The sequence below is a fragment of the Mycobacterium sp. IS-1590 genome (assembly GCF_001500025.1).
Classification (GTDB): Bacteria; Actinomycetota; Actinomycetes; order Mycobacteriales; family Mycobacteriaceae; genus Mycobacterium.
The window spans coordinates 19,963-43,544 of sequence record NZ_LQIW01000005.1 but is presented as its reverse complement, the minus strand read 5'-3'; the positions used below and the strand labels follow the sequence as shown (position 1 = coordinate 43,544).

Annotated in this window: 26 protein-coding genes; 17 read left to right on the top strand and 9 right to left on the bottom strand. The window is 66.1% G+C overall.

Annotation, left to right across the window (positions count from 1 at the left end; all coding sequences use genetic code 11):
- Nucleotides 1–4: 4 nt before the first annotated feature.
- On the top strand, nucleotides 5–1,069 hold the full coding sequence (locus tag AU197_RS05945; protein WP_064401605.1) for a phosphotransferase family protein: 1,065 nt from the start codon (nucleotides 5–7) through the stop codon (nucleotides 1,067–1,069).
- Here the strand turns inward: AU197_RS05945 and AU197_RS05940 are convergent.
- Complete coding sequence (locus AU197_RS05940; RefSeq protein ID WP_064401604.1) at nucleotides 1,066–1,815, bottom strand: sulfite exporter TauE/SafE family protein; 750 nt, start codon at nucleotides 1,813–1,815, stop codon at nucleotides 1,066–1,068. The genes AU197_RS05945 and AU197_RS05940 overlap by 4 nt on opposite strands.
- 75 nt (nucleotides 1,816–1,890) lie before the next feature.
- Nucleotides 1,891–2,601, bottom strand: a complete 711-nt coding sequence (locus AU197_RS05935; protein WP_082696529.1) for a PAS and ANTAR domain-containing protein — start codon at nucleotides 2,599–2,601, stop codon at nucleotides 1,891–1,893.
- Nucleotides 2,602–2,847: 246 nt separating this feature from the next.
- Here AU197_RS05935 and AU197_RS05930 point away from each other — a divergent pair, with 246 nt between their 5' ends.
- The gene (locus AU197_RS05930) at nucleotides 2,848–3,336 is read left to right on the top strand and encodes a 2-isopropylmalate synthase (protein WP_082696528.1); all 489 of its coding nucleotides are present in this window, start codon (nucleotides 2,848–2,850) and stop codon (nucleotides 3,334–3,336) included.
- 95 nt (nucleotides 3,337–3,431) lie between these two features.
- On the opposite strand, the gene AU197_RS05925 is transcribed toward AU197_RS05930, so the two are convergent.
- Entirely contained in the window at nucleotides 3,432–4,916 is a 1,485-nt protein-coding gene (locus AU197_RS05925) for a cytochrome P450 (protein WP_064401603.1), read from the bottom strand.
- A gap of 118 nt (nucleotides 4,917–5,034) precedes the next feature.
- On the opposite strand from AU197_RS05925, the gene AU197_RS05920 reads away from it, so the two are divergent.
- Both AU197_RS05920 and AU197_RS05915 read left to right on the top strand, forming a co-directional pair.
- Entirely contained in the window at nucleotides 5,035–5,670 is a 636-nt protein-coding gene (locus AU197_RS05920) for a TetR/AcrR family transcriptional regulator (protein ID WP_064401602.1), read from the top strand.
- A 29-nt stretch (nucleotides 5,671–5,699) separates the two neighbouring features.
- Nucleotides 5,700–6,560: an SDR family oxidoreductase gene (locus tag AU197_RS05915; RefSeq protein ID WP_064401601.1), complete on the top strand. Its 861-nt coding sequence runs from the start codon at nucleotides 5,700–5,702 to the stop codon at nucleotides 6,558–6,560.
- On the opposite strand, the gene AU197_RS05910 is transcribed toward AU197_RS05915, so the two are convergent.
- From AU197_RS05910 to AU197_RS05900, 3 genes are read right to left on the bottom strand one after another with little or no spacing between them, the layout of a single operon-like run.
- Complete coding sequence (locus AU197_RS05910) at nucleotides 6,557–7,744, bottom strand: AAA family ATPase (protein ID WP_064401600.1); 1,188 nt, start codon at nucleotides 7,742–7,744, stop codon at nucleotides 6,557–6,559. The genes AU197_RS05915 and AU197_RS05910 overlap by 4 nt on opposite strands.
- Before the next feature lie 2 nt (nucleotides 7,745–7,746).
- Nucleotides 7,747–8,817 carry a DNA polymerase IV gene (locus AU197_RS05905; protein ID WP_064401599.1) on the bottom strand — a complete coding sequence of 357 codons (1,071 nt, stop codon included), beginning with the start codon at nucleotides 8,815–8,817 and terminating at the stop codon, nucleotides 7,747–7,749.
- A gap of 7 nt (nucleotides 8,818–8,824) precedes the next feature.
- The gene (locus AU197_RS05900; protein WP_064401598.1) at nucleotides 8,825–9,433 is read right to left on the bottom strand and encodes a TetR/AcrR family transcriptional regulator; all 609 of its coding nucleotides are present in this window, start codon (nucleotides 9,431–9,433) and stop codon (nucleotides 8,825–8,827) included.
- An 89-nt stretch (nucleotides 9,434–9,522) separates the two neighbouring features.
- Here AU197_RS05900 and AU197_RS05895 point away from each other — a divergent pair, with 89 nt between their 5' ends.
- From AU197_RS05895 to nrdE, 4 genes are all read left to right on the top strand, one after another.
- A complete protein-coding gene (locus AU197_RS05895) occupies nucleotides 9,523–10,077 on the top strand; it encodes an NAD(P)H-dependent oxidoreductase (RefSeq protein WP_064401597.1) in 555 nt (184 codons plus the stop codon).
- A 494-nt stretch (nucleotides 10,078–10,571) separates the two neighbouring features.
- Entirely contained in the window at nucleotides 10,572–10,820 is a 249-nt protein-coding gene (locus AU197_RS05890; RefSeq protein ID WP_064401596.1) for a redoxin NrdH, read from the top strand.
- A gap of 39 nt (nucleotides 10,821–10,859) precedes the next feature.
- Nucleotides 10,860–11,303, top strand: a complete 444-nt coding sequence (gene nrdI, locus AU197_RS05885; protein WP_064401595.1) for a class Ib ribonucleoside-diphosphate reductase assembly flavoprotein NrdI — start codon at nucleotides 10,860–10,862, stop codon at nucleotides 11,301–11,303.
- 17 nt (nucleotides 11,304–11,320) lie between these two features.
- Nucleotides 11,321–13,438, top strand: coding sequence for a class 1b ribonucleoside-diphosphate reductase subunit alpha (gene nrdE / locus AU197_RS05880; RefSeq protein WP_197415473.1), 2,118 nt, complete (start codon nucleotides 11,321–11,323; stop codon nucleotides 13,436–13,438).
- A 79-nt stretch (nucleotides 13,439–13,517) separates the two neighbouring features.
- Here nrdE and AU197_RS05875 read toward each other — a convergent pair whose 3' ends face one another.
- The gene (locus AU197_RS05875) at nucleotides 13,518–13,820 is read right to left on the bottom strand and encodes a hypothetical protein (RefSeq protein ID WP_064401593.1); all 303 of its coding nucleotides are present in this window, start codon (nucleotides 13,818–13,820) and stop codon (nucleotides 13,518–13,520) included.
- A 183-nt stretch (nucleotides 13,821–14,003) separates the two neighbouring features.
- Here AU197_RS05875 and AU197_RS05870 point away from each other — a divergent pair, with 183 nt between their 5' ends.
- Genes AU197_RS05870 through AU197_RS05845 form a run of 6 tightly spaced genes read left to right on the top strand, consistent with a single transcriptional unit; the run spans nucleotide 14,004 to nucleotide 17,798 of the window.
- Nucleotides 14,004–14,468: an MTB12 C-terminal domain-containing protein gene (locus AU197_RS05870; RefSeq protein ID WP_064401592.1), complete on the top strand. Its 465-nt coding sequence runs from the start codon at nucleotides 14,004–14,006 to the stop codon at nucleotides 14,466–14,468.
- A gap of 7 nt (nucleotides 14,469–14,475) precedes the next feature.
- Nucleotides 14,476–15,168: an ABC transporter ATP-binding protein gene (locus tag AU197_RS05865; protein WP_064401591.1), complete on the top strand. Its 693-nt coding sequence runs from the start codon at nucleotides 14,476–14,478 to the stop codon at nucleotides 15,166–15,168.
- Nucleotides 15,165–15,944, top strand: a complete 780-nt coding sequence (locus AU197_RS05860; protein WP_064401685.1) for an ABC transporter — start codon at nucleotides 15,165–15,167, stop codon at nucleotides 15,942–15,944. Before AU197_RS05865 ends, AU197_RS05860 begins: the two co-directional genes overlap by 4 nt.
- Nucleotides 15,941–16,744, top strand: a complete 804-nt coding sequence (locus AU197_RS05855) for a class I SAM-dependent methyltransferase (protein WP_064401590.1) — start codon at nucleotides 15,941–15,943, stop codon at nucleotides 16,742–16,744. The genes AU197_RS05860 and AU197_RS05855 overlap by 4 nt, the downstream gene beginning before the upstream one ends.
- A gap of 12 nt (nucleotides 16,745–16,756) precedes the next feature.
- Complete coding sequence (locus tag AU197_RS05850) at nucleotides 16,757–17,431, top strand: helix-turn-helix transcriptional regulator (RefSeq protein WP_064401589.1); 675 nt, start codon at nucleotides 16,757–16,759, stop codon at nucleotides 17,429–17,431.
- Between the two features lie 25 nt (nucleotides 17,432–17,456).
- Complete coding sequence (locus AU197_RS05845) at nucleotides 17,457–17,798, top strand: cupin domain-containing protein (RefSeq protein WP_064401588.1); 342 nt, start codon at nucleotides 17,457–17,459, stop codon at nucleotides 17,796–17,798.
- A 15-nt stretch (nucleotides 17,799–17,813) separates the two neighbouring features.
- Here AU197_RS05845 and AU197_RS05840 read toward each other — a convergent pair whose 3' ends face one another.
- Nucleotides 17,814–18,995 (bottom strand): NAD(P)/FAD-dependent oxidoreductase, encoded by a 1,182-nt coding sequence (locus AU197_RS05840; RefSeq protein WP_064401587.1) that lies wholly within the window; start codon nucleotides 18,993–18,995, stop codon nucleotides 17,814–17,816.
- Nucleotides 18,996–19,145: 150 nt separating this feature from the next.
- On the opposite strand from AU197_RS05840, the gene AU197_RS05835 reads away from it, so the two are divergent.
- From AU197_RS05835 to nrdF, 3 genes are all read left to right on the top strand, one after another.
- Complete coding sequence (locus tag AU197_RS05835) at nucleotides 19,146–19,886, top strand: TetR/AcrR family transcriptional regulator (RefSeq protein ID WP_064401586.1); 741 nt, start codon at nucleotides 19,146–19,148, stop codon at nucleotides 19,884–19,886.
- Between the two features lie 178 nt (nucleotides 19,887–20,064).
- Nucleotides 20,065–21,591, top strand: a complete 1,527-nt coding sequence (locus AU197_RS05830) for a flavin-containing monooxygenase (protein WP_064401684.1) — start codon at nucleotides 20,065–20,067, stop codon at nucleotides 21,589–21,591.
- 217 nt (nucleotides 21,592–21,808) lie between these two features.
- On the top strand, nucleotides 21,809–22,771 hold the full coding sequence (nrdF, locus tag AU197_RS05825) for a class 1b ribonucleoside-diphosphate reductase subunit beta (RefSeq protein WP_064401585.1): 963 nt from the start codon (nucleotides 21,809–21,811) through the stop codon (nucleotides 22,769–22,771).
- Between the two features lie 39 nt (nucleotides 22,772–22,810).
- On the opposite strand, the gene AU197_RS05820 is transcribed toward nrdF, so the two are convergent.
- A complete protein-coding gene (locus AU197_RS05820) occupies nucleotides 22,811–23,524 on the bottom strand; it encodes a GAF domain-containing protein (protein ID WP_064401683.1) in 714 nt (237 codons plus the stop codon).
- Between the last annotated feature and the right edge of the window lie 58 nt (nucleotides 23,525–23,582).

The following is a 23,582-nucleotide window of genomic DNA, read 5'->3' as shown; positions in this document are numbered from 1 at the left end:
CTGCATGCCCGACGACGCGCAACAACTCCCGACACTGAGCCAGGACGACCAGGCCGCACTGCAGAAGTGGGTGCGCACGCAGGGTCTCGGGACGACGGTCAGCGATGTCGAACCACTGACCGGTGGGACGCAGAACATCGTGGTGCGGTTGCGCATCGACGACCGGCCGATGGTGCTTCGCCGGCCGCCGGCGCACCCGCGGCCGACGAGCGACAAGACGATGCTGCGCGAGATCGCGGCGTTGCGGACATTGGCGGGAACACCGGTGCCCCACCCCGGATTCATCGCCGGCTGTGAGGATCTCAGCGTCCTCGGCGTCGTCTTCTACCTGATGGAAGTGGTCGACGGCTTCAACCCCGGCGACGACATGTCCGAGGCATATGTGCGCGATCCCGCGATGCGTCATCAGGTGGGGCTGTCGTACGCGGCGAGCCTGGCCGCGCTCGGGCAGGTCGAATGGGAGGGCAGCCCGCTGGCCGAGCTCAAACGCCCCGGATCCTTCCTGGAGCGCCAGGTTCCGCAGTTCCTCCGCTTGCTCGAGAGCTACCGGCACGACCGATACGACCCGGAGTCGCTGGCCGTGACCGAGCTCGCCGAGTGGTTGGCCTCGAACCTGCCGCCCGAGGGTCGGCCGGGCGTCCTGCACGGCGATCCGCATCTGAGCAACGTGCTGCTGCGTCGCGACAAGCCCGAGGTGGCGGCGTTTGTCGACTGGGAGATGTGCACGATCGGCGACCCGTTGCTGGACCTGGGCTGGATGTTGATCTGCTGGCCGTTGGAGACCAACACGATCACCGCGGGTGCGGAATTGGCCGCGCTCGGCGGACTCGCCAGCCGCCGGGAGCTCCTCGAGGCCTATCTCCAGGCGGGTGGACGCGAAACATCAAGTCTGGATTGGTATGTCGCGATGGCGTGCTTCAAGCTCGGGATCGTCATCGAAGGCACGTGGTCGCGGTTCCTGGTCGGTCAGGCCAGCCGGGACGCGGGGGAGCGGCTGCATGCCAACGCCCAGAACCTCATCGACCTCGGCACCCGGGTGAGCAAGGGCGACAGCCCCTTCGAGATCTAGGTGTAGGTATCGAACGCCAGCTGAACAGCCAGCGCCACGCCGGCCGCGCCGATCGCCACCCGAAGCGGCCCCGCGGGTGCATGCCGCACGACCACCGGCCCGAGCCGGGACCCGATCAGACACCCCAGGCCCAGCACCAACACCGCCCCCCACTGCACCGGCGCCAGCACCGCGAAGACCACGGCCGCCACGAGGTTGGCCACACCGAGGATCACGTTCTTGCCCGCGTTGGCCTCCGCGAGCGACGCGTGGCCGGTGCGCAGGAGGAGCGCCAGCAGCAGCACGCCCGCGGCCGCGCCGAAGTAGCCGCCATAAATACAGATCAAGAACACAGCGGTCGCCTCGATGACCACCGCCGCACGGCGACGCCCCGCGCTCGGTTCGTCACGCGGAGCCCGACGGGGCAACAGGATCGCGACCGAGGCGACGCCGAGCAGAATCGGCACGGACCTCTCGAAGCCCTCGGCGGGTGTGGTGAGCAACAGCGCGGCGCCGGCCAGGCCGCCGAACACCGCGATCGGCGCGGTGCGCAGAATCCACCGGCCTTGCCCCGTGAGTTCGGGACGCGAACCCAACACCGAGCCGATGCCGTTGAACACCAGCGCCACGGTGTTGGTCACGTTGGCGGTCACTGGAGGCAACCCGAAGAGCAGCAGCGCGGGATAGGTGGCCACCGACGCCAGCCCGGCGATGCTGCCGGTGAGCCCGCCGAGAACGCCGGCGGCGAACAGCAGGGCCCACGTCATCGAAGGTCACGCTACGGCCAGGGCGTGCGGATCGAAGATTCGAAGCGCTGTGATGTGCCTCGCTCGGCTCGGCCTTCAGCAGGCGTTGCTGCGCTCGCCGCCCGAGCACCTGATCCGCCGATGCGACGTGAGCAGCAGATGGTCGGCCCGCTGGCGAACCTCATCGGGCACTTTCAGCTCGGCGGTGAAATCGTCGACGAGCTGCGAGGCCAGCACGCGCAGTTTGGTGTTGGTCTCCTGGGAGCGCCACACGAGAATGTCGAAGGCCCGCTCGGCCGTGATGGCATACGTCATCATCAGCACGCCTTTGGCCTGTTCGATGATCGCCCGGTGCTCGGTGAAGTCGGCGACGGCGGCGTCGACCGTCCCCGTGTCATCGACGTTGCTCAGATCCACGTACAGGCCCTGGGTGCCGATGACTTCGCCGTCGTCGTCTCGCATGCGTTCCCCGATGACGAGAACGGGGTGGACGTCGCCGTGGGTGTCGATGATGCGGTGGCGGCTGCTGAACGGCCGGCCCTGGCCGGTCACCGTCTCGATCAGCAGCGCGACACTGGCCGCATCGTCGGGGTGCTTGTGCGAGAGCACCAGTGAGGTGCTGGGCGCGGCCTCCCCGGGCGGATAGCCGTGCATCCGGGCGACCGTGTCGGACCACTCCCAGCGGTCCTCCGCGCGGAAGTAGCGGAACGAGCCCACGCGTTCGCCGGCGGATGTGGATATGTCGGTCGCGCTGAACGCGACGCGGTTGCCTTTCCCCTCGCTTCGCAACTCATCCCCCCAGGTCATCGGGACACCAGAAGTAGGATCACACCTTTTCAAAGCGTCCGGCAGAAAGACAGTCGGAACGCGAAGGACCCGGAGTCAGTTTGCGAACAGGTTTTCCTTTGCGGCCCCGTCGGTGGTTGTCTACGATCGAACGCGTGCCGAGGCGACTCGTAGTAGCAACCCGCAGCGGGGTCTGATCTGACCGACCCCTCGCTGTGGGTCGTCGCTACGTAGTCGGTCGCTTCTCTTCGAAGAAAAGGCCGGCACATGACCTCTGCAACAGAATCCGCTACCAGCGCACCGTCGGCGTTCGCGGCCTATCTGGACGCCCCGCCGCCCCGCGGTCTGCGCGAGGAGGCCGACGCGATGTCCTTCGAAACGTTTCTCGCCGAGTACGCGCCCACTTCGGGACCCCTGAGGTTGGGCAACTGGAGCTGCGCCGACGGCGATCGTCCCGCCACCCGGCTGGGGCCACGCAACTATCAGGCGACGCTGGCCATCGGAGACCGGATCTGCACGACGTCAGCGGCGGCGCAGGGTCCCGTCGCCGCGCTGACCTCGATGCTCTACGACCGCGGCATCTCGGTGGAGATGACCGCGTTTCACCAGGTGCAAGCCGGTGAGCGCACCGCCACGTTCATCCACGGCTCCGACGGGCTGAAGTCGGAGTGGGCGATGGGGCTGTCCGAGGACGCGACGCAATCGGCGTTGAGCGCGGTCATCGCTTGTGCGAACCGCTTACTGGCGGCGTCCTGATCGCTGACTGATCGCGCCCTGGTCCGCGAAAGGGCATTTCCGCAGGCCGTCACTCGACCTTTCGCTGCCGGAATGCGATTGCGCGGCAACCAGGCTCAGTGCAGCGGGCGCAGCACGATGTGCATGCCGTCCTTGGGCACCGGCATGCCGCCGTAATCCCATTCGGTCGTGTAGTCCGGGCGGGGCAGTTCGAGCCGGTACTTACGCAGCAGCCGGTGCAGGATCGTCTTGACCTCCAGCTGGCCGAAGGTCATGCCGATGCACTTGTGCGCGCCGCCGCCGAAGGGGCTGAACGCGTAGCGGTGCTGCTTGTGCTCGTTGCGCGGCTCGGTGAACCGCAACGGGTCGAACTTCATCGGCTCGGGGTAGAACTCCTCGAGACGGTGGTTCATCCCCGGGTAGGCGATCACGTTGGTGCCCTTGGGCAGGTAGTAGCCCAGCAGCTCGGTGTCGCGCACCGTTTGACGCATGGCCCACTGCACCGGGGTGACCAGGCGGATCGACTCGTTCATCACCAGGTCGAGCGACTCGAGCTTTTCGAGGGACTCGATGTCGGCCGGCCCGTCGCCGAGGCGGTCGGACTCCTCGCGGCAGCGTTCCTGCCACTCGGGGTGCTTGGCCAGGTGGTAGATCATCGTCGTGGCGGTGGAGGTCGACGTGTCATGGGCGGCCATCATCAGGAAGATCATGTGGTTGACGATGTCCTCGTCGGAGAACTTGTTGCCGTCCTCGTCCTCGGTGTGGCACAGCACCGTCAACAGATCCGAGCCGTCCTTGCCGCGGCGTTCCTTGACGCGCTCCTCGAAGTAGTCCTCGAGCAGCTTGCGGGCCTGCATGCCGCGCCACCAGGTGAACGGGCGCACGGGTTTGCGGATGATGGCGTTGCCGGCGCGGGTCGTGGTGGTGAACGCCTGGTTGACCTTGGTCACCAGTTCCTTGTCGGAGCCGGGTTCGTGGCCCATGAACACCATCGAGGCGATGTCGAGGGTCAGTTCCTTCATCGCCGGGTACATCAGGAAACGGCCGTCGTTGACCACCCAGTCGTTGACGATCACCTGCGACACCACTTTGTCCACCTGCTCCTGGTAGCCGACCAGGCGGGTGCGCACGAACGCCTCCTGCATGATGCGGCGGTGGAACATGTGCTCCTCGAAGTCGAGCAGCATCAGGCCGCGATGGAAGAACGGCCCGATCACCGGAACCCAGCCCTGCTGGGAGAAGTCCTTGTTGCGGTTGGAGTAGACGGCCTGCGCGGCGTCGGGGCCGAGCGCCGCGACGGCGGGCAGCGCCGGCGAGTCGGCGTAGTACAGCGGGCCGTACTTGCGGTAGACGTGCAGCAGGTAGTCGGGCCCGCCGCGGAACATCTCGATCATGTGCCCGATGATCGGCAGACCGGCGTCGCCGATCACCGGCTTGAGATCGCTGCCCGCCGGTGGGGTGGCCATCGGCTTCTGCGGGAAATCCGTGTCGAGCAGCTTGCGCTCTAAAAGTCCCATGCCCGGGAAGTTGTTGAACGACGGTGTGAGCCGCCGCTTGGCCTGGTCGAGCAGATAATCCGGGGTGCTGATCGTCGCGGTCATTCACAAGCTCCTGATGCAAAAGAATGTGGCCGTTGTCACTCTGATCACCATCCTGGATGGCAGACTTGACGCATGTCAAGTTTTGTTCTGGCGCGCCGCGGTGCGAAGGTCTAGGGCGATGAGCGCTCAACCAGCATCGCAGACGCGTCGCAGCCGTGGTGACCGGCAGCGCGACGCGATCCTCAACGCGGTGCGCGAGTTGGTTCAGGAACAACCGTTCGCGGACCTGTCCGTCAGCGCGATCAGCGAACACGCCGGGGTCGCCCGCTCCGGGTTCTACTTCTACTTCGATTCCAAGTACGCGGTGCTCGCCGAGATCCTCGCGGGCGCGGGCGAGATGCTCGACAGCCTCACCCACCACTTCGCGCCCCGGGAGCCGGGGGAGACGCCGGAGGCGTTCGCGAAACGGATGGTGGGCAGCGCGGCGGCGGTGTACGCCAACGACGACCCGGTGCTGACGGCGTGTGCGGTGGCCCGCAACACCGACGCCAAGATCCGCGAGATGATGGACGACTTCTACGACGGCATCATCGACAAGCTGATCGCGCTGCTCGAGAACGACGCCGACGCGCGCCCGATCTCCGGTGACCTGCCCGCACTCGTGCGGACACTGGCGGCGACGACGACGATGACGCTGACGCACGACAGCACGTTCGTCGGCCGCGGCATCGACCCCCGCCGGGCCGTCGACACCCTCGAGCGGCTGTGGGTGGCGGCGTTCTGGGGGCACATCGCGCCATCCGGACAACGTTAAGGCGAGGGTCAGTCAGTATCCTCACCGCCATGGCGCACACCGGGTATGCGAACAAGCGTTGTTTCCTGACCGGGGCTGCCAGCGGCATCGGCCGCGCGACCGCGTTGAAGCTGGCCGCCGAGGGCGCCGAGCTCTATCTGACCGACCGCGACGCCGAGGGTCTGGAGAAGACCGTCGCCGACGCGCGCGCCCTGGGCGCCGAAGTGGCCGAGTACCGCGCGCTGGACATCTCCGACTACGACGCGGTGGTCGCGTTCGCCGACGACATCCATTCGCGCCACCCCGCGATGGACATCGTGATGAACATCGCCGGGGTGTCGGCGTGGGGCACGGTCTCGACGCTGACCCACCAACATTGGAAGTCCATGGTCGACATCAACCTGATGGGGCCGATCCACGTCATCGAGGCGTTCGTGCCGCGCATGGTCGCGGCCGGCACGGGCGGTCACATCGTCAACGTGTCCTCGGCGGCCGGGTTGGTCGCGCTGCCCTGGCATGCGGCCTACAGCGCGAGCAAGTTCGGGCTGCGAGGGATGTCCGAGGTGCTGCGCTTCGACCTGGCCCGACACCGCATCGGGGTGTCGGTGGTGGTTCCCGGGGCGGTGAAAACGCCTCTGGTGCAGACGGTTCAGATCGCCGGAGTGGACCGTGAAGACCCGCGGGTGAAGAAGTGGACCGACCGCTTCAGCGGGCATGCGGTCTCACCCGAGCGCGCCGCCGAGTGCATCCTCAAGGGCGTGCGCCGCAACCGGTTCCTGATCTACACCTCGACCGACATCCGGGCGCTGTATCTGTTCAAGCGCACCATGTGGTGGCCGTACAGCGTCGCGATGCGTCAGGCGAACGTGTTGTTCACCAAGGCGCTGCGGCCCTCGGCACACCGCGGTTAGCGCTTACCCCAGTCCCACGGCGGGGCGGTGAGCATGCCGAGGCCCTCGACCCTGGTCTCGCCGAGGTCCTTGTACAACGGGACCTCCACAGCGGCTGGTATCTCGTGGTCCTCGCCGACGGGGACCGTGTCGAGATGCTCGAGCAGGGCTTTGGCATGGGTGACGACGACGACCTGTGTGGTGTCGGCGGCGGCGCGGATCAACGACGCCAGCGGGCCCACCAGGTCCGGGTGCAAGGACGTCTCCGGTTCGTTGAGCACCATCAGCGACGGCGGCCGCGGGCTCAGCAGCGCCGCGGCCCACAGAAGGAATCGCAGTGTGCCATCGGACAATTCGGCGCCCCGCAGCGGGCGGAGCATACCCGGCTGCCGCAGCTGTAGATCGAAAAGTCCGTCGTCCACCGAAATCGTCACCGTCGCACCGTCGAAGGCGTCGGCGATGGCCCGTTGGAGGTCGTCGTGGCCGGCCTCGATGATGGTCTGGATCGCGGCGGCCACGTCGCTGCCGTCGTCGGAGAGCACGGGCGTGCGGGTCCCCGCGGTGCGTTGTCGCGCGGGCGCTGCGGCGTCGACGCGAAAGCCGTCGTAGAACCGCCAGTCACGCAACCGGTCCCGCACCGCGGCAAGCTCGGGATGCGTGCCGGGATGGGCAAATTCGGCGAGCACGCTGCGGTAGGCGGGAAGTGCTTGCGTCACCTTGTCGAATCCGCGCCCGTTTTCGCCCCTCGCCTCGACGTAGTCGCGGGTTCGCCGCACCAGGGTCGAACTGGTGCGCATGACGGGCCCGGCGAACACCGCCTCACGTTTGATCTCCGGGTCGAGCGAGAACAGCGATTCAGGTCCCGCCATCTGAGGCAGCCCGAGGTCGACGAGGTAGCCGAAGTCATCTGCGGCAAAGCCCATTTCGAGTGACACCGGACCGGTGCGCGTTGTCCCTTGCGCCCGTCCGGTGCGGCGTGCGCCGCCGAGATGTTCAGGGCCCGCCCACAGAACCGACTGCAGTCCGCCCTCGCGGGCCAGCGATCCGATCACCTCTCCGCGGCCGCAGTCGGCGAGCAAGCGCATCGCCCGATACAGTGACGACTTACCCGTTCCGTTGGCGCCGGTGACGACGGTGAGCCGTGCGAGCGGTAGCACGATCTCGCGCAGCGAGCGGTAACCCCGGATGGCGACCGTGGTGAGCACCCTCAGTACCCACCCTCCGGTGGAGCAAGTTCGAGTCGCACACCCAGCAACCGGATGGGCCGGTCGAGTTCGAATTGGGCCAGTACGTCGAGAGCCGTTTGCGTGACGACGTTCTCGTTCACCGTGGGCTCGGGGAGTTTGCGGATCTTGGTTCTCGTGTAGAAGGTCTTGGTCCGCACCGTCACCGCCACCCGGGTGACGACCCGATTCTGTTCGATGATCTCGGTCAGCGTCTGGCGTGCCAGATCGACGACCGCGGAGTTCATCTCGTCGCGCTCGGTCAGATCACGCGGGAAGGTGATGACGTGGCTGCGCGAGCGCGGCACCCATGGCGCGGCGCTCACGTCGGCGTCTCCGCCGCCCTTGGCAAGCAGCAGGATCCACAGCCCGGTCGTCGGCCCGAAAGCCTGGGTGAGCACGGTCGGGTCGGTGCCGGCGAGATCGGCCACGGTGCCGATACCCATCGCGGCGAGCTTCTTCGCCGTTTTGGGGCCGATTCCCCAGAGCGCGTCGACCTCCCGGTCGCCCATCACCGCCATCCAGTTGTCGTCGGTGAGTTGATACACGCCCGCCGACTCACCTGGTTCGCGTCCCGGCTTGCCGAAGCCGGTCGCCACCTTGGCGCGTTGCTTGTTGTCGCTGATGCCGACCGAGCACGACAGGCCCGTTGCGGCGGCGATCACCTCGCGGATCCGCTGGGCGAACTCGAACGGGCCCTGCGAGTCGTCCAGGTCGGCGCCGACGTAGGCCTCGTCCCAGCCCCACACCTCCACGGGATGTCCGAAGTCGCGCAGCAAGCCCATGACCTCCTCGGAGGCCTCGTCGTAGGCATCGGTGTCCAGTGGGAGAAACGTCGCATCCGGGCATTTGCGGGCTGCGGTGCGCAGTGGCATGCCCGCCCGCACGCCGTAGGCCCTGGCCGGATACGACGCGCACGTGACGACCTTGCGAGGCTCGTTCGGGTCACCGTTGCCGCCGACGACGATCGGCAGCCCGGCCAGTTGCGGGTTGCGGCGGATCTCGACTGCGGCCTGGAACTGGTCGAGATCGACGTGCAGGACCCAGCGTCTCATTGAACGCTCATTGGCCGCACAGCTTGCGCGCCACCGACTCCCACGCATCACCGAGCGACTCGATCGTCGCGCCGCGCTCCTGGAGCTGATGCTGCACATAGTCCGCGTCGAGTAATGCCAGAAGCGCGGCGGCCTGCGCATCGAGGTCACCGGTCGTGGCCGCGGACTCCAACAAGACCCGAACGTGGCGATGGTGCAGCGTCGCGGGGGCGTTGAACCGCGTCTGGGGGTCCCGATTGGCATCGGACAGCAGTGCCTGATGTTTGTGCACGAATGCCAGGCGATCTCGCCCGTAGGCGAGCAGCCGCTCGAGCGGCGGCGCGCCGGGCCCCAGCGGCGGCGGACCGAAGAGAAACGCTTCCTGATGTGCTTTCTCGTCCTCGTCGAGCAGGACGATCATCAACCCCGCGCGGCTTCCGAACCGACGGAACAGAGTGCCCTTGCCGACTCCCGCCGCGGCGGCGATGTCGTCGGTGGTGACGGCGTCGGCACCGCGCGCGGCGATCAGCCGTCGTGCCGCGTCCAGAAGCAAAGTGCGGTTGCGCGCAGCGTCCCCGCGTTCGTGGGGTGTCTGGTCGGTGACCGGCAGCTCGTTGAGCGGGCGAGGAGCGGCCATGTCAGCAGTTTAGTTCAACCGGAATTATTCGGACCGCAGTCCGGTTAGAGGATGCGAGAATCTCCACCGACGACGGAAGGATAGAAAAGTTGTCGGACACCGCGAAAGTGAACGTGCTGGTGTTGCTGGGCAGTCTGCGAGCGGCGTCGATCAACCGGCAGTTGGTCGAACTCGCGCTGGAAAGCGCTCCCGACGGTGTTCGTCTCGACTTTTTCGACAGGCTGGGCGAGTTGCCGTTCTACAACGAGGACATCGACAACGAGGACGGCCTGGCCGAACCTGTGGCGGCGCTGCGCCGGGCAGCCGCCGGGGCAGACGCCGCCCTGGTCGTCACACCTGAGTACAACGGCAGCATCCCGGGCGTGCTCAAGAACGCGATCGACTGGCTGTCGCGGCCGTACGGCAACAGCGCGCTTCAGGGCAAGCCGCTCGCGGTCGTCGGTGCGGCGCTGGGGCGGTACGGCGGTCGGTGGGCACATGATGAGACGCGTAAGAGCTTCGCCATCGCCGGCCCGCGGGTCATCGAGGATCTCGAGTTGTCGGTGCAGAGCAAGGCGTTCGACGGGAGGCATCCGCGGGAGAACGCCGAGGTAGCCGCGAACCTGCGCGATGTCATCGGGAAACTGGTCGCCGAAGTCGGCTGACCCGTTGGCGCGCACAGGACGCTGAACCCGGGTCGGAGGGCCGGCCGTCGAGTTTGCTGGTGGCGCGAAGCGCTGGGCCCCGTTGTCGGTCCCGGCTGCTATATCTACCGCATCGCCCACCACTTCTGGCTCGGCGTGCGCGACACGCCCCCAATGTGACGTGCGACACGCCGTGGCGCGCCGGCCCCAACAGCTTACGACCTGGGAATTCCAAAATTGTTATTCAGAACATCTGGTATTCCTTCGCATTGTCGGACACTAGGTGTAGTGTTTCGAGCACCGACAGGCCCCACGATTCCCAAACCTTCCGAGGGTCGGCCGGAGCCCCCGGACCCGGTTGTATGGGTTTTCCCAGACACACCGGCGGTGGCCTCGGACGGCAGGAATTTTCCGGGTCTTCGGGCTGCTGAAATTCGATGAATCTCGGCAACAAGAAGTGTCCGACCAGTTGCCAGCCAGCATGCAGGGCCAGTTGTAGAGGAGCCGTACCGCAGATGACTCAGCAATCGATCACCGTGTATACGAAGCCCGCCTGCGTGCAGTGCAACGCGACCTACAAGGCGTTGGACAAGCAGGGCATCGCCTACGAGACCGTCGACATCAGCCTCGACAGCGAAGCCCGCGACTACGTGATGGCGTTGGGTTACCTGCAGGCCCCGGTCGTCGTGGCCGGCAGCGAGCACTGGTCGGGCTTCCGCCCCGACCGCATCAAGGCGCTCGGAGCGGTCGCAGCGACGGCTTAGACGGCTCAGGGGTACTCGACGGGCAGAAAGGGGGAACGCGTGAGCAACCTCGTGTACTTCTCCAGCGTCTCGGAGAACACCCATCGCTTCGTCGAGAAGCTGGGCCTGCCCGCCATCCGGATTCCGCTGCACGGGCGCATCGAGGTCGACGAGCCCTATGTGTTGGTCCTGCCCACCTACGGCGGTGGGCGGGCCACACCGGACATCAACGACGGCGGCTATGTGCCCAAGCAGGTCATCGCTTTCCTCAACAACGAACACAACCGGTCGTTGATCCGCGGCGTGATCGCGGCGGGCAACAACAACTTCGGCGCCGAGTTCGCCTATGCGGGCAATGTCGTGTCACGCAAGTGCGGCGTCCCGTACCTGTACCGCTTCGAACTGATGGGAACCCCGGACGACGTCGCCGCCGTCCGTTCGGGTTTGGAAGACTTTTGGAAGGACCAGACGTGTCACCAACCGTCACAGCTGCAGAGCCTGTAACGTCCGCGCCGGCCACGCTGCCCGGCGAGACGGACTATCACGCGCTCAACGCGATGCTGAATCTGTACGACGCCGACGGCAAGATTCAGTTCGACAAGGATGTACTCGCCGCGCGTGAGTACTTTCTGCAGCACGTCAACCAGAACACGGTCTTCTTCCACAATCAGGACGAGAAACTCGACTACCTGATCCAGAAGGAGTACTACGAGCGTGAGGTGCTCGACCAGTACTCGCGTAACTTCGTCAAGACGCTGCTGGATCGGGCGTACGCCAAGAAGTTTCGGTTCCCGACGTTCCTCGGCGCGTTCAAATACTACACCTCCTACACGCTGAAGACCTTCGACGGGAAGCGGTACCTGGAGCGCTTCGAGGACCGCGTGGTGATGGTGGCGCTCACCTTGGCGGCCGGCGACACCACCCTGGCCGAGAAGCTTGTCGACGAGATCATCGACGGCCGTTTCCAGCCGGCCACGCCGACTTTCCTGAATTCAGGGAAGAAGCAACGGGGAGAGCCGGTTTCGTGCTTCCTCCTTCGCATCGAGGACAACATGGAGTCGATCGGGCGCTCGATCAACTCGGCGCTGCAGCTGTCCAAGCGCGGTGGCGGAGTCGCGTTGCTGCTGACCAACATTCGTGAGCACGGCGCACCGATCAAGAACATCGAGAACCAGAGCTCGGGCGTCATCCCGATCATGAAGCTGCTGGAGGACTCGTTCTCCTACGCCAACCAGCTCGGTGCCCGCCAGGGTGCCGGTGCGGTTTACCTGCACGCCCACCATCCCGACATCTACCGGTTCCTCGACACCAAGCGCGAGAACGCCGACGAGAAGATCCGGATCAAGACGCTGAGCCTGGGCGTGGTGATCCCCGACATCACCTTCGAGCTGGCCAAGAAGAACGAGGACATGTACCTGTTCTCGCCGTACGACGTCGAACGGGTCTACGGTTTGCCGTTCGCCGACATCTCGGTCACCGAGAAGTACTACGAGATGGTCGACGACAGCCGAATCCGCAAGACGAAGATCAAGGCGCGCGAGTTCTTCCAGACGCTGGCCGAGCTGCAGTTCGAGTCGGGCTACCCCTACATCATGTTCGAGGACACGGTGAACCGGTCGAACCCGATCGACGGCAAGATCACCCACTCGAACCTGTGCTCGGAGATCCTGCAGGTGTCCACGCCCTCGGAGTTCAACGAGGACTTGTCCTACAAGAAGATCGGCAAGGACATCTCGTGCAACCTGGGGTCGTTGAACATCGCCAAGGCGATGGACTCACCGGACTTCGCCCAGACGATCGAGGTGGCCATCCGTGCGCTGACCGCGGTGAGCGATCAGACCCACATCACCTCGGTGCCGTCGATCGAGCAGGGCAACAACGAGTCTCACGCGATCGGTCTCGGCCAGATGAACCTGCACGGGTACCTGGCCCGTGAGCGGATCTTCTACGGGTCCGAAGAGGGTGTCGATTTCACCAACATCTACTTCTACACGGTGCTCTATCACGCGCTGCGGGCATCGAATCGCATTGCGATCGAACGGGGTACGGCGTTCAAGGGCTTCGAGAAGTCCAAGTACGCGTCGGGGGAGTTCTTCGACAAGTACACCGAGCAGGTGTGGGAGCCCAAGACCGACAAGGTCCGTGCGCTCTTCGCCGATGCCGACATCCGGATCCCCGATCAGGAGGACTGGAAGCGGCTCAAGGAGTCGGTGCAACAGCACGGCATCTACAACCAGAACCTGCAGGCGGTGCCGCCGACGGGGTCGATCAGCTACATCAACCACTCGACCAGCTCGATCCACCCGATCGCCAGCAAGGTCGAGATCCGCAAGGAAGGCAAGATCGGCCGCGTCTACTACCCGGCGCCCTACATGACCAACGACAACCTGGAGTACTTCCAGGACGCGTACGAGATCGGCTACGAGAAGGTCATCGACACCTACGCCGCGGCCACACAGCATGTGGACCAGGGCTTGAGCCTGACGTTGTTCTTCAAGGACACGGCCACCACGCGCGACGTGAACAAGGCGCAGATCTACGCCTGGCGCAAGGGCATCAAGACGCTGTACTACATCCGGTTGCGCCAGATGGCTTTGGAGGGAACCGAAGTCGAGGGTTGCGTGTCCTGCATGCTGTAGGACCGCCCCGCCGAGTGTCGGGTTGAGACACGCTGTGTGCGGATCGACCGTGCATTGATCCGACTCTCGGCGAACGCCGCTAGCCCATGACGTAAATGGGCAGGCGGTCCACCCGCGTCAGCGCCGGGCGCTTCGGCGGAACGCCGGGGCCGGTCTGGGCCTCCTCTGACTTCGCTTCGTGGTCTATCCAGCATTCGCCGGTTTTCTCGTCGTAGTCACCGCCGTAGAACACGCAGCACACGCCGAGACCGTCGGTGTCCTGGTGGTCGGCCGCGCATTCCCAGAAGTCGTCGCTGACGGGGGCCGCGCCGGCCGTCGCGGCCATTCCGAGGGCGACGCCGAGCGTCGTTGCGACCGTGCTCAGGAGTCGTGTGATGGTCATGCGGATGAGCCTGCAGCGCAGGGACGTCTCAGGAAACGGGGGAGGCACCGCCATCCGCAGGGCCCCGATCAGGGAATGGCACCGCCGACAAGTAGGGGATGCGGGGAAGAGGTAAGGCTTGCCTCAGCTTGTATTCGGATCTACATTAACCGGAAAGATTTCCTCTAAATAGGAGTCCGGTTGATGCTCAGGCGCCTGTGCGTTCTCGCGACAACGGTGGTCGCCGCAGCCTCGTTTGCCCCAACGGCGCATGCCCAGCCCCTACCGGAGCATGAGTTCGCGATCACCTCCGAGATCCCGACCCTGGCCGAACTCGATGCTCAGATTCGGCTGCTGGTCGGGACTCCGGCGCCGGACGAGGTGAAGGCCGCTCAACTCGAGGGCGGCAGCCGCGCGGTGGTCGTGCCGAAGATGGTCTACCGGATCGGCTTCTTCCGCCCGCCTCGCGGATCGAGCCAGGTGACCGGTCCCGAAACCCACGACGGTGACCGCCACACCGCGATCATCAACGCCAGCAGGCAGGGGGCGCCGACCGTGCGCGTGGAAGCCGAATGGCGCCGGATCGACGGTCGGTGGAAGCTGGCCAGCAAGTCGCTGTGCAACGGCATCAAGACCCTCGGCCTGCCCATCCCCTGCAATTTCGAATGATGTCCGCGTGATCGAAGTCGTTGGATTGACCAAGTCGTTCGGCCCTCACCGCGCCATCGACGACGTCACCGTCACCTTTCCCGCCGGATCCGTCACCGCGCTCCTCGGGCTCAACGGCGCCGGCAAGACCACTCTGCTGCGCGTGCTCGCCGGGCTGACCCGTCCCGACAGCGGAACGATCGCGGTCTGCGGGCAGCGCCCCGGCCACGACCCACGCGTGCTGGGATTTCATCTGGGTCCGGCCTGCATGGACCCCCGTCACACCGTGCGACGCTATTTGTCGTGGCTCGCAGCACTTTCGGGTATCGACGGCACCCGCCTTGACGAGGTTCTCGGCGAGGCCGACCTGCGCGCCTACCGGTCGACGCGCATCGACCGGCTGTCCCTCGGCCTGCGCCAGCGCGTGGCCATCGCGGCCACCCTGCTGGCCGACCCGAAGACGCTGCTGTTCGACGAACCCCTCAACGGGCTCGACGTTCCCGGCATCGTCTGGTTCCGATCCCTGCTTCGTCGGCTCGCCGATCAGGGCCGCACGGTCGTCGTCGCCACCCATCTGCTCGGCGAAGTGGCGCTGACCGCCGATCACGTCGCCGTGCTCAGTCGCGGTCGGATGCAGGCTGCCGGCGAGCTGGCGCAGCTGACCCCCACCGGCGCCGACGCCCGGGAGTGGCTCGAGGCCACCCTGCTGGAGTGCGCGTGAGCACCGTCGCGGTCGCGCGCAGCGCGCGCGCCGAGGCCATCCGCACCGGAGGGCGCAGTCGGCTGTGGACGGTGGTGACGCCCGCGGCGGTGATCGTCCCGGTGGTGATCACGTTCGGCATCGCGCTCGTCGCGGAGTCGTTCGCGCGGATCCCCGGCCAGATCTCGGTACTGCAGGTCACGACTTCGAACGCCGCGTACTGGGTCATCACAATCACCGTCGCGCTGGTGGCCGTCGCAGGAGCCGACGGCCAGGCCGCTGAAAGTCGTTACGGCGCAGGCGAACACGTACGCCTCGCCATGCCGCGCACCTGGCCGGTGTTGCTCGGCCGGTGGGCGTTCTACGGTGTCTTGGGCATACTCGTGGCCGTCGTAACCCTGATCGTGGTGCTCGCGGGTCTGCCTGCCGTGGCGCCGATGGTTTATGGACCGGTGTCGCTGACCGACGATGTCGGGCTGCGGCTGTTGTGGACGGTGCCGGTGCTGGCGCTGTTCGCGGCGGGAGCGGGTGTGGGAGTCGGGGCCCTCACCCGCTCGCCGCTCGCCGCGGTGGGCGGCATCCTGCTGTGGGCGTTCGTCGCCGAGACCGCGGCCGGATACCTACCGAGCGGAGCGACGCTCCAGCGGTACATGCCCCTTCTGAACGCGGTATACGCCACCGGACAAGACACCGTGCTCACGCCGCCGTGGGGCCAGACCGGTGCGCTGCTCTACGCATGCTCAGTTTTTTCGGCGATCTTCGTGATCGCCGCCGTGGGAAGGACAATCCGAAGATGACAGGCAAAGAATCACTCCCGCTCGCGCAGCGGTCCGACGCCGACCTGCCCGGCCACTGGCTGCTGGCCCGGCTGGGCAAGCGGGTGCTGCGGCCCGGCGGTCTCGAGCTGACCAGCCGGCTGCTCGCTTCCGCCAAAGTCACCGGGGCCGACGTCGTCGAACTCGGTCCGGGACTGGGCCGCACCGCCACCGACATTGTCGCCCGACAACCGCGCTCCTATGTCGGTGTCGACGACACCGCAGCCACCAGTGAGACGGTGCGCGCCGTCGTCGCGCCCGTCGACGGCAAGGTCGTGGTCGCCAACGCCGCAGAGACCGGATTACCCTCGGGCAGTGCCGATGTGGTGATCGGTGAGGCGATGCTGACGATGCAGGGCGACCGCGACAAGCGTGCGATCGTTGCCGAGGCCTTCCGCGTGCTGCGGCCCGGCGGGCGCTACGCGATCCACGAACTGGGTCTACAGCCCGATGACCTCCCGCAGGACACCAAGGACGAGATCCGGCGCGACATGGCGCGTGCGATCAAGGTCAACGCGCGGCCCCTGACGACGTCGGAATGGGTGGCGCTGCTGACCGAGGCCGGGTTCGAGGTCATGGCCGTGGACCACGCGAAGATGGCGCTGCTCAACCCGGCGCGGGTGCTGGCCGACGAGGGGTTCACCGGCGCATTGCGCATCGTCGGCAACCTGATCGTCAGGCCCGCGGCGCGCAAACGGGTCATCGGTATGCGCAAGACGTTCCATCGTTATCGGCGCGCACTGACCGCGGTTGCGGTGGTCGGTGTCGTGCCGACGTCGTGACAGACTCGCACCATGCCAGTGTCGCGCCACGATCTCGATGCGCAGCCGGAACGGGCGGCGGGCCAGCAGCGCCAGAAAGTGTTGAGCCTGCTCAAGAACGCGGCAGACCCCGTCGACGCCCAGCACGTGGCCGACGCGCTGCAGATCCACATCACCACGGCCCGCTTTCACTTGACCACGCTGGAGGACCAGGGCTTCATCCGGCGGGGCGACGCGGTCAAGGCCGGTCGAGCGGGGCGACCGCGGCTCACCTACGAGTTGGCGCCCCGGTTCGACTACGCAGACATCGTCTCGCTGTTCGCCGCACACCTGGGCGGAACAATGCAGGAACGCGAACAACGTGCTCACCGGATCGGTGCGGATTTGGCCCGTCGGGTTCGGTTGGCGCGCAGGCGCCGCGAGGCGACGATTGCCGATATGGTCGTCGCCACCCTGAACGAGCTGGGCTTTCAGGTTCGTTCGGTGCTGACGTCGTTCGGCGAGGTGACGGTGCAGATCTGCACGTGCCCGCTGGCCGAGGTGGCCGCGTCGGCGCCCGAAGTCGTACGCGGCATCCAGCAGGGCCTCATCCAAGAGGTGATCAACTGCAACGCCGACGCCGTCGGCGCCCGCTATCAGGCGTCGGTGACGCCCGACCCGCACGGCGGCTCGTGCGAAGTCAGTTTGGTATTGCGCCCCGAACGATGAAAGTCGGGGCGAGGAGGGAAGACTCATGACCGCGACAACCGCTCTGTCGTTGCAGCGACTCGCCGACGAGCAACTCGCCGCCGCCAAGGCCGCGTCGTCCGGACGTTCCGCGCAGACCGTGTACGGCGGGAGCGGGCGCACGCTGCGTCAGACCGTGCTGGCGCTGGCCGCCGACCATGGCCTGGACGACCACGAAAGCCCCGGCGAGGCAACGCTGTTGGTGCTGCGCGGACGGGTGGCACTGCGGGCGGCGAGCGCCTCGGTGGAGGGTGGCGAAGGAGACTACCTCGCGATACCGGACGAACGTCACAGCCTTGACGCCCTCGAGGACTCGGCGGTGTTGTTGACTGTCGTCGCCAAGAAGTGAGCTAAGCCCGCCGCTTCACTTGACGGTGTGCTGCGGGCCCTGCGCCTTCTTGTAGAGAGCCTTGAGCATCCGGTCGCGGAACATCGCGTTGTCGATCAGCTTGATTCCGGCGTTCGCGAACTTCGGATACCCGAGCAGCTTGTGGAAGTAGCGGCCCCGGCGATATTCCCGGCCCCACGCGGCCTCCATGCGCTGCGCGTAGTTCGTGAAGTCGTCGGGCCCGCCGTTCTGCAAGGCGGCGATCGCGCATTCGCCTGCGGCCAAACCGGATTCGAGCGCCTTGGAGATGCCCGCGCCCGAGGCCGGCTTGCCCGCGCCCAGCGAGTCGCCGGTGAACAGGACGCCCGGGCGCCACGGGGGCCACGCGGTGAACCCCATCGGCAGCCGCCACGCCCGCACGCTCTTGTTCTTCTTGAGCTCCTCGATCGGCGGCAGGTCCCACTCCGGCGGCAGTGTGCGAAGGAAGTCGCCGAGGAACTGCGTGGCGTTGATCGACTGCCAGTTCTTATAGCTGTTGACGTAGCCCAGCCCGATGTTGAAGATGCCGTTGCCCATCGGGAACACCCAGCCGTACCCGGGCAGCTGATCGCCCTCGAAGACGAGCTTGAGATAGATGTCGAGGCTGTCGGAGTCCGGCCGGTTGGCTGGCATCTCCGAGCGGATCGCGATCGCCGAGTAGCCGTTGTATTCGGAGTCGATCTTCAGGGCCCGCTTGATGGGGGAGTAGGCGCCGTCGGCGGCAATCACCGCGTCGCCGTGCACCTTCTCGCCGCTTTTGAGCGTCACCCCCACGACGCGACCGTTCTCGAGGATCGGCCCGGACACCTCCGCGCCCTGGCGCACCTCGGCGCCCGCCGACTCGGCGTGCTTGAGCAGGGTGGTGTCGAGGCGCTCGCGGCTGACGGTATGACCGTGGTCGGGCATGCCGGGCCGCTTCGGGAACGACAGTTCCCACTGACTCGGGCTGAACACCGTCACGCGATTCACGCGGTGATAAGTGGCCACCTCGTCGGCCAGACCCATCTTCTGCAGATAGCTCACCGCGCGGGCCGTCAGCCCGTCACCGCAGGGCTTGGCTCGCGGGAATTCGGCCTTGTCCAGGACCACGACCTTTGCGCCGGTCTGAGCGGCCTGCCACGCGGCTGCCGAGCCGGAAGGCCCGCCACCTGCGATGACCAGGTCGTATTGCTGCGTCATGAAACTCGTCTCGTCGATCGGCTGTCGCAGCGATATTACCCGTGCTGCGTCGGCCTCTCCTGTCGGACGGAGTTGCCCAGAGGCGGCGTCCGGAAACGCATGTGACCTGGTCTGAGCTGGTCAGCGGTGCTTGAGCGGTAGAGTGACCGGGTGCGACGAGCGGGGAGGCCACGGTCCAGTGGCGAGCCGGGTGTCAAGGTGGACGCCCGCAGTGAGCGCTGGCGCGAGCACCGCAAGAAGGTGCGCGCCGAGATCGTCGACGCCGCCTTCCGCGCCATCGACCGGCTGGGCCCCAACGTCAGTGTGCGAGAGATCGCCGAAGAGGCCGGCACCGCCAAACCCAAGATCTACCGCCACTTCACCGACAAGTCGGACATGTTCAGCGAGATCGGCCAGCGCATGCGAGACATGTTGTGGGCGGCGATCATTCCGTCGATCGACGTCGAGCACGATTCCGCGCGCCAGATCGTCGGTCGTGGCGTCGCGCACTACGTCGACCTGGTCGAGCAGCATCCCAATGTGGTGCGGTTCCTGTTGCAGGGTCGGTTCGCCGACAAGTCGGCCGCCGCAATGACAACCGTCAACCGAGGCAGCGAGATCACGCTGGCCGTCGCCGACATGATCAGCGAGGAACTCAAAGATCTGGCGCCGGATCCGGCCGCCTTCGAGTTGGCGGCGTACGCGATCTTCGGTACCGCCGCGTCGGCGACGGACTGGTGGCTGGGTGACGATGACGACGGCACCCGCCGCATGCCGGCCGATCAGTTCGTCGCGCACATGACCACGATCATGGTGGGCGCGATCAACGGCACCGCCGATCTGCTGGGCATCCAGATCGATCCTGACCAGCCGGTTCACACCGCGGTTCGCAAGCAGCAGCCGGTCGCCTGACGCCCGGGATCACCCGCCGAGTGTGGGGGTTTGACACGCTTGCAGGCGTGGGAACGTGTCATGAGGCCACACTCGAGAGCACGCTGGGGAGCGGACGTCGTCATTGACACCCACGCCCGTGCCCCGGAAACTTGAGGTAAGTACCCGGTACCGGCGTTCCCAGGAAAGAGGCCCGATGATGACGGTTGCCGAGCAGACGGCTGAGGGCGCCACCGCCCAACAACCGGTGCACACCCGCGCGCTGATCATCGGCACCGGCTTCTCCGGCATCGGAATGGCCATTGCGCTGCAGCGCCAGAACGTCGGGTTCCTGATGCTCGAAAAGGCCGACGAGATCGGCGGCACGTGGCGGGACAACACCTATCCCGGATGCGCCTGCGACATCCCGTCGCACATGTACTCGTTCTCGTTCGAGCCCAAGGCCGACTGGCGCCACATGTGGTCGTTCCAGCCCGAGATCCTCGACTACCTCAAGGGTGTGACCGACAAATACGGGCTACGCCGCTACATCGAGTTCGGCGCCCACGTCGAGCGGGTGCACTGGGACGACAACGAACTGCGCTGGCATGTCTTCACCAAGGACGGCCGCGAATTCGTCGCGCAGTTCGTCATCTCCGGGGCGGGCGGTCTGCACATCCCGTTCGTTCCAGAGTTTCCCGGGCTCGACGAATTCACCGGTGCCACTTTCCATTCCGCGGAGTGGGACCACGGTGTGGATCTGACCGGCAAACGGGTGGCGGTGATCGGCACCGGCGCGAGTGCGATCCAGATCGTGCCGGAGATCGTCAAGGACGTCGGCTCGCTGCACCTGTACCAGCGCACGCCGGCGTGGGTGATGCCGCGGCCCAACAACCCGATTCCGCGATGGGCGCGCGACCTGTTCACCAACGTGCCGGGTACCCGGCAACTTGTGCGCGCGGGCATCTACTGGATTCACGAGGGCGTCGGTTTCGCGATGACGCGCGAGCCGCGGCTGCTGAAAATCGGTGAGCTGATGGGTAGGTGGAACATCCGCAGGTCGATCAAGGACCGCGAGCTGCGCCGCAAGCTGACACCGAACTACCGGGCCGGTTGTAAGCGAATCCTGAACTCCGACACCTACTATCGCGGCATCGCCGACCCGAGGACCGAGATCATCACCGACGGGATCGCGCGGTTCACGCCGACGGGCATCGTGGCCGCCGACGGCATCCAGCGCGAGGTGGACGTCGTCGTATTCGCCACGGGCTTCCACGTCACCGATTCCTACACCTATGTCCACATCAAGGGTCCGCGCGGCGAGGACCTGGTGGACCGCTGGAACCGCGAGGGCATCGCGGCGCTGCGCGGCATCACGGTCGCCGACATGCCGAACCTGTTCTTCCTGCTCGGACCCAACACCGCGCTGGGGCACAACTCGGTGGTGTTCATGATCGAGTCGCAGATCCGCTACGCCGCCCAGGCGATCGCGGCCGTCGACCGGGCAGGCGCAGAGGCGTTGGCGCCGACCCGCGAGGCTCAGGACCGCTACAACGATCAGCTGCAGGACGACCTGGCCGGAACCGTGTGGAGCACCGGCGGTTGTCAGAGCTGGTATCTCGACGAGCACGGCGTGAACCGGACGTTGTGGAGCGGCATGACATGGCAGTACTGGCTGGCGACCCGCAAGTTCGACAAGTCGGAGTACCGGTTCTTCGGTGGGCGGCGGGCGGTCGTCGCCGCCTAGTGTGCGCCCAGATCGCGGTTCCGTGCCCGTCGGCCGGAAAAGACGATCAGAATGCACACTGCCGCAGCGGTAACTCGTTGGCGGGACGACACGCCAAAACACACGATGTTGTGTTGGCCCGCGATGTCGTCCCCCAGGGGTAGTGTCGATGGCGGGCGAAAGAACCGCTTCGAGCGGACCAAAGACCAGGTGAAATGGGGTTCTCGTGAGTGATGGCATGAAGCTGATTGACCGTGTCTCGGCGATCAACTGGAACCGTCTCCAGGACGAGAAGGACGCCGAGGTCTGGGACCGGCTGACGGGTAACTTCTGGTTGCCGGAGAAGGTGCCGGTCTCCAATGACATTCCGTCGTGGAACACGCTCAACGACCATGAGAAGCAGTTGACGATGCGGGTGTTCACCGGCCTGACGCTGCTCGACACCATCCAGGGCACGGTCGGGGCGGTCAGCCTGATCCCCGACGCGCTGACCCCGCACGAGGAAGCCGTTTACACCAACATCGCGTTCATGGAGTCGGTGCACGCGCGTAGCTACAGCAACATCTTCTCCACGCTGTGCTCGACCGCCGAGATCGACGACGCGTTCCGCTGGTCGGAGGAAAACCCCAACCTGCAGCGCAAGGCCGAGATCGTCATGCAGTACTACAAGGGCGACGAGCCGCTCAAGCGCAAGGTGGCCTCGACGCTGCTGGAGAGCTTCCTGTTCTACTCCGGGTTCTACCTGCCGATGTACTGGAGCAGCCGGGCCAAGCTGACCAACACCGCGGACATGATCCGGTTGATCATCCGCGACGAGGCCGTGCACGGCTACTACATCGGCTACAAGTACCAACGCGGTCTGGCGCTCGAGGACGCGGCCAAGCAGGCCGAGCTCAAGGACTACACCTACGAGCTGCTGTTCGAGCTCTACGACAACGAGGTCGAGTACACCCAGGACCTCTACGACGGCGTCGGCCTGACCGAGGACGTCAAGAAGTTCCTGCGCTACAACGCCAACAAGGCCCTGATGAACCTCGGCTACGAGGCGCTGTTCCCGCGTGACGAGACCGACGTCAACCCCGCGATCCTGTCGGCACTCTCACCCAACGCCGACGAGAACCACGACTTCTTCTCCGGGTCTGGGTCCAGCTACGTCATCGGCAAGGCCGTCGTGACCGAAGACGAGGACTGGGACTTCTAGCCGGGGTGCTTCTGCGGCGAGGGCTCGTCGCGGATGCTGTCAGGGATTGACGCCGAACAGGCGCGCGCGCAGCACCATGACGAAATCTTCCATCACCCGGATGTGGCCGGGCATCCACCGGCGGGGTTTGGTGTCCCAGGCGATGAGCGTGCCGATGGTGTGTCCCTGGGCGTCGGTCAACGGGAAGCCCGCGTAGGCCACGACGGTTCCCTCCTTGACCGCCCAGTGGTCGCGCAGCAGCGGTTCCTGTCGGGCATCGGCGACGACCAGCGGTTTGCCGGTGACGAGAACCTCGCGGCCGAGGGAACCCTTCAGCGGGCCTTGACGTTTGACCGCCATTTCGCCGGTGAGGCCGATCGCGCTGCACATGTATTGGGTGTCGCGATCGATCAGTGTCACCGCGGCCGACGGCACCCCGACCGCGGACACCACCATGCCGACGATCCGGTCGAGGCTGCGCGCTCGGTCGGCGTTGAGCAAACCGCTGTCGTAGAGAGCGCGGAGTCGATCGGGGTCGGAGATGACGGCACCCTCGGCGAGGGCCGCGACCGGGTCATGCGTGTCCAAATTCAACGACCTGACGTGCGCCATGAGTTCGCGCACATCGCCCTCACCCCTGCGTGCCCGCTCGATGATCATCCGGGCAGCGACGGCGCGACCGATGTAGGTCTCCACGGATTCGCCGACGCTGTCTGCCTCTTCGATCAGAGCGGCAGTCAGCCACTCGTCGAAGCCAGGCAACGTCGGTGCCATGAGTTTCACGCTAGCGCGCAGCGCGTGCGATTTTCGCGCGTCGGACAAAGCTCTCGGT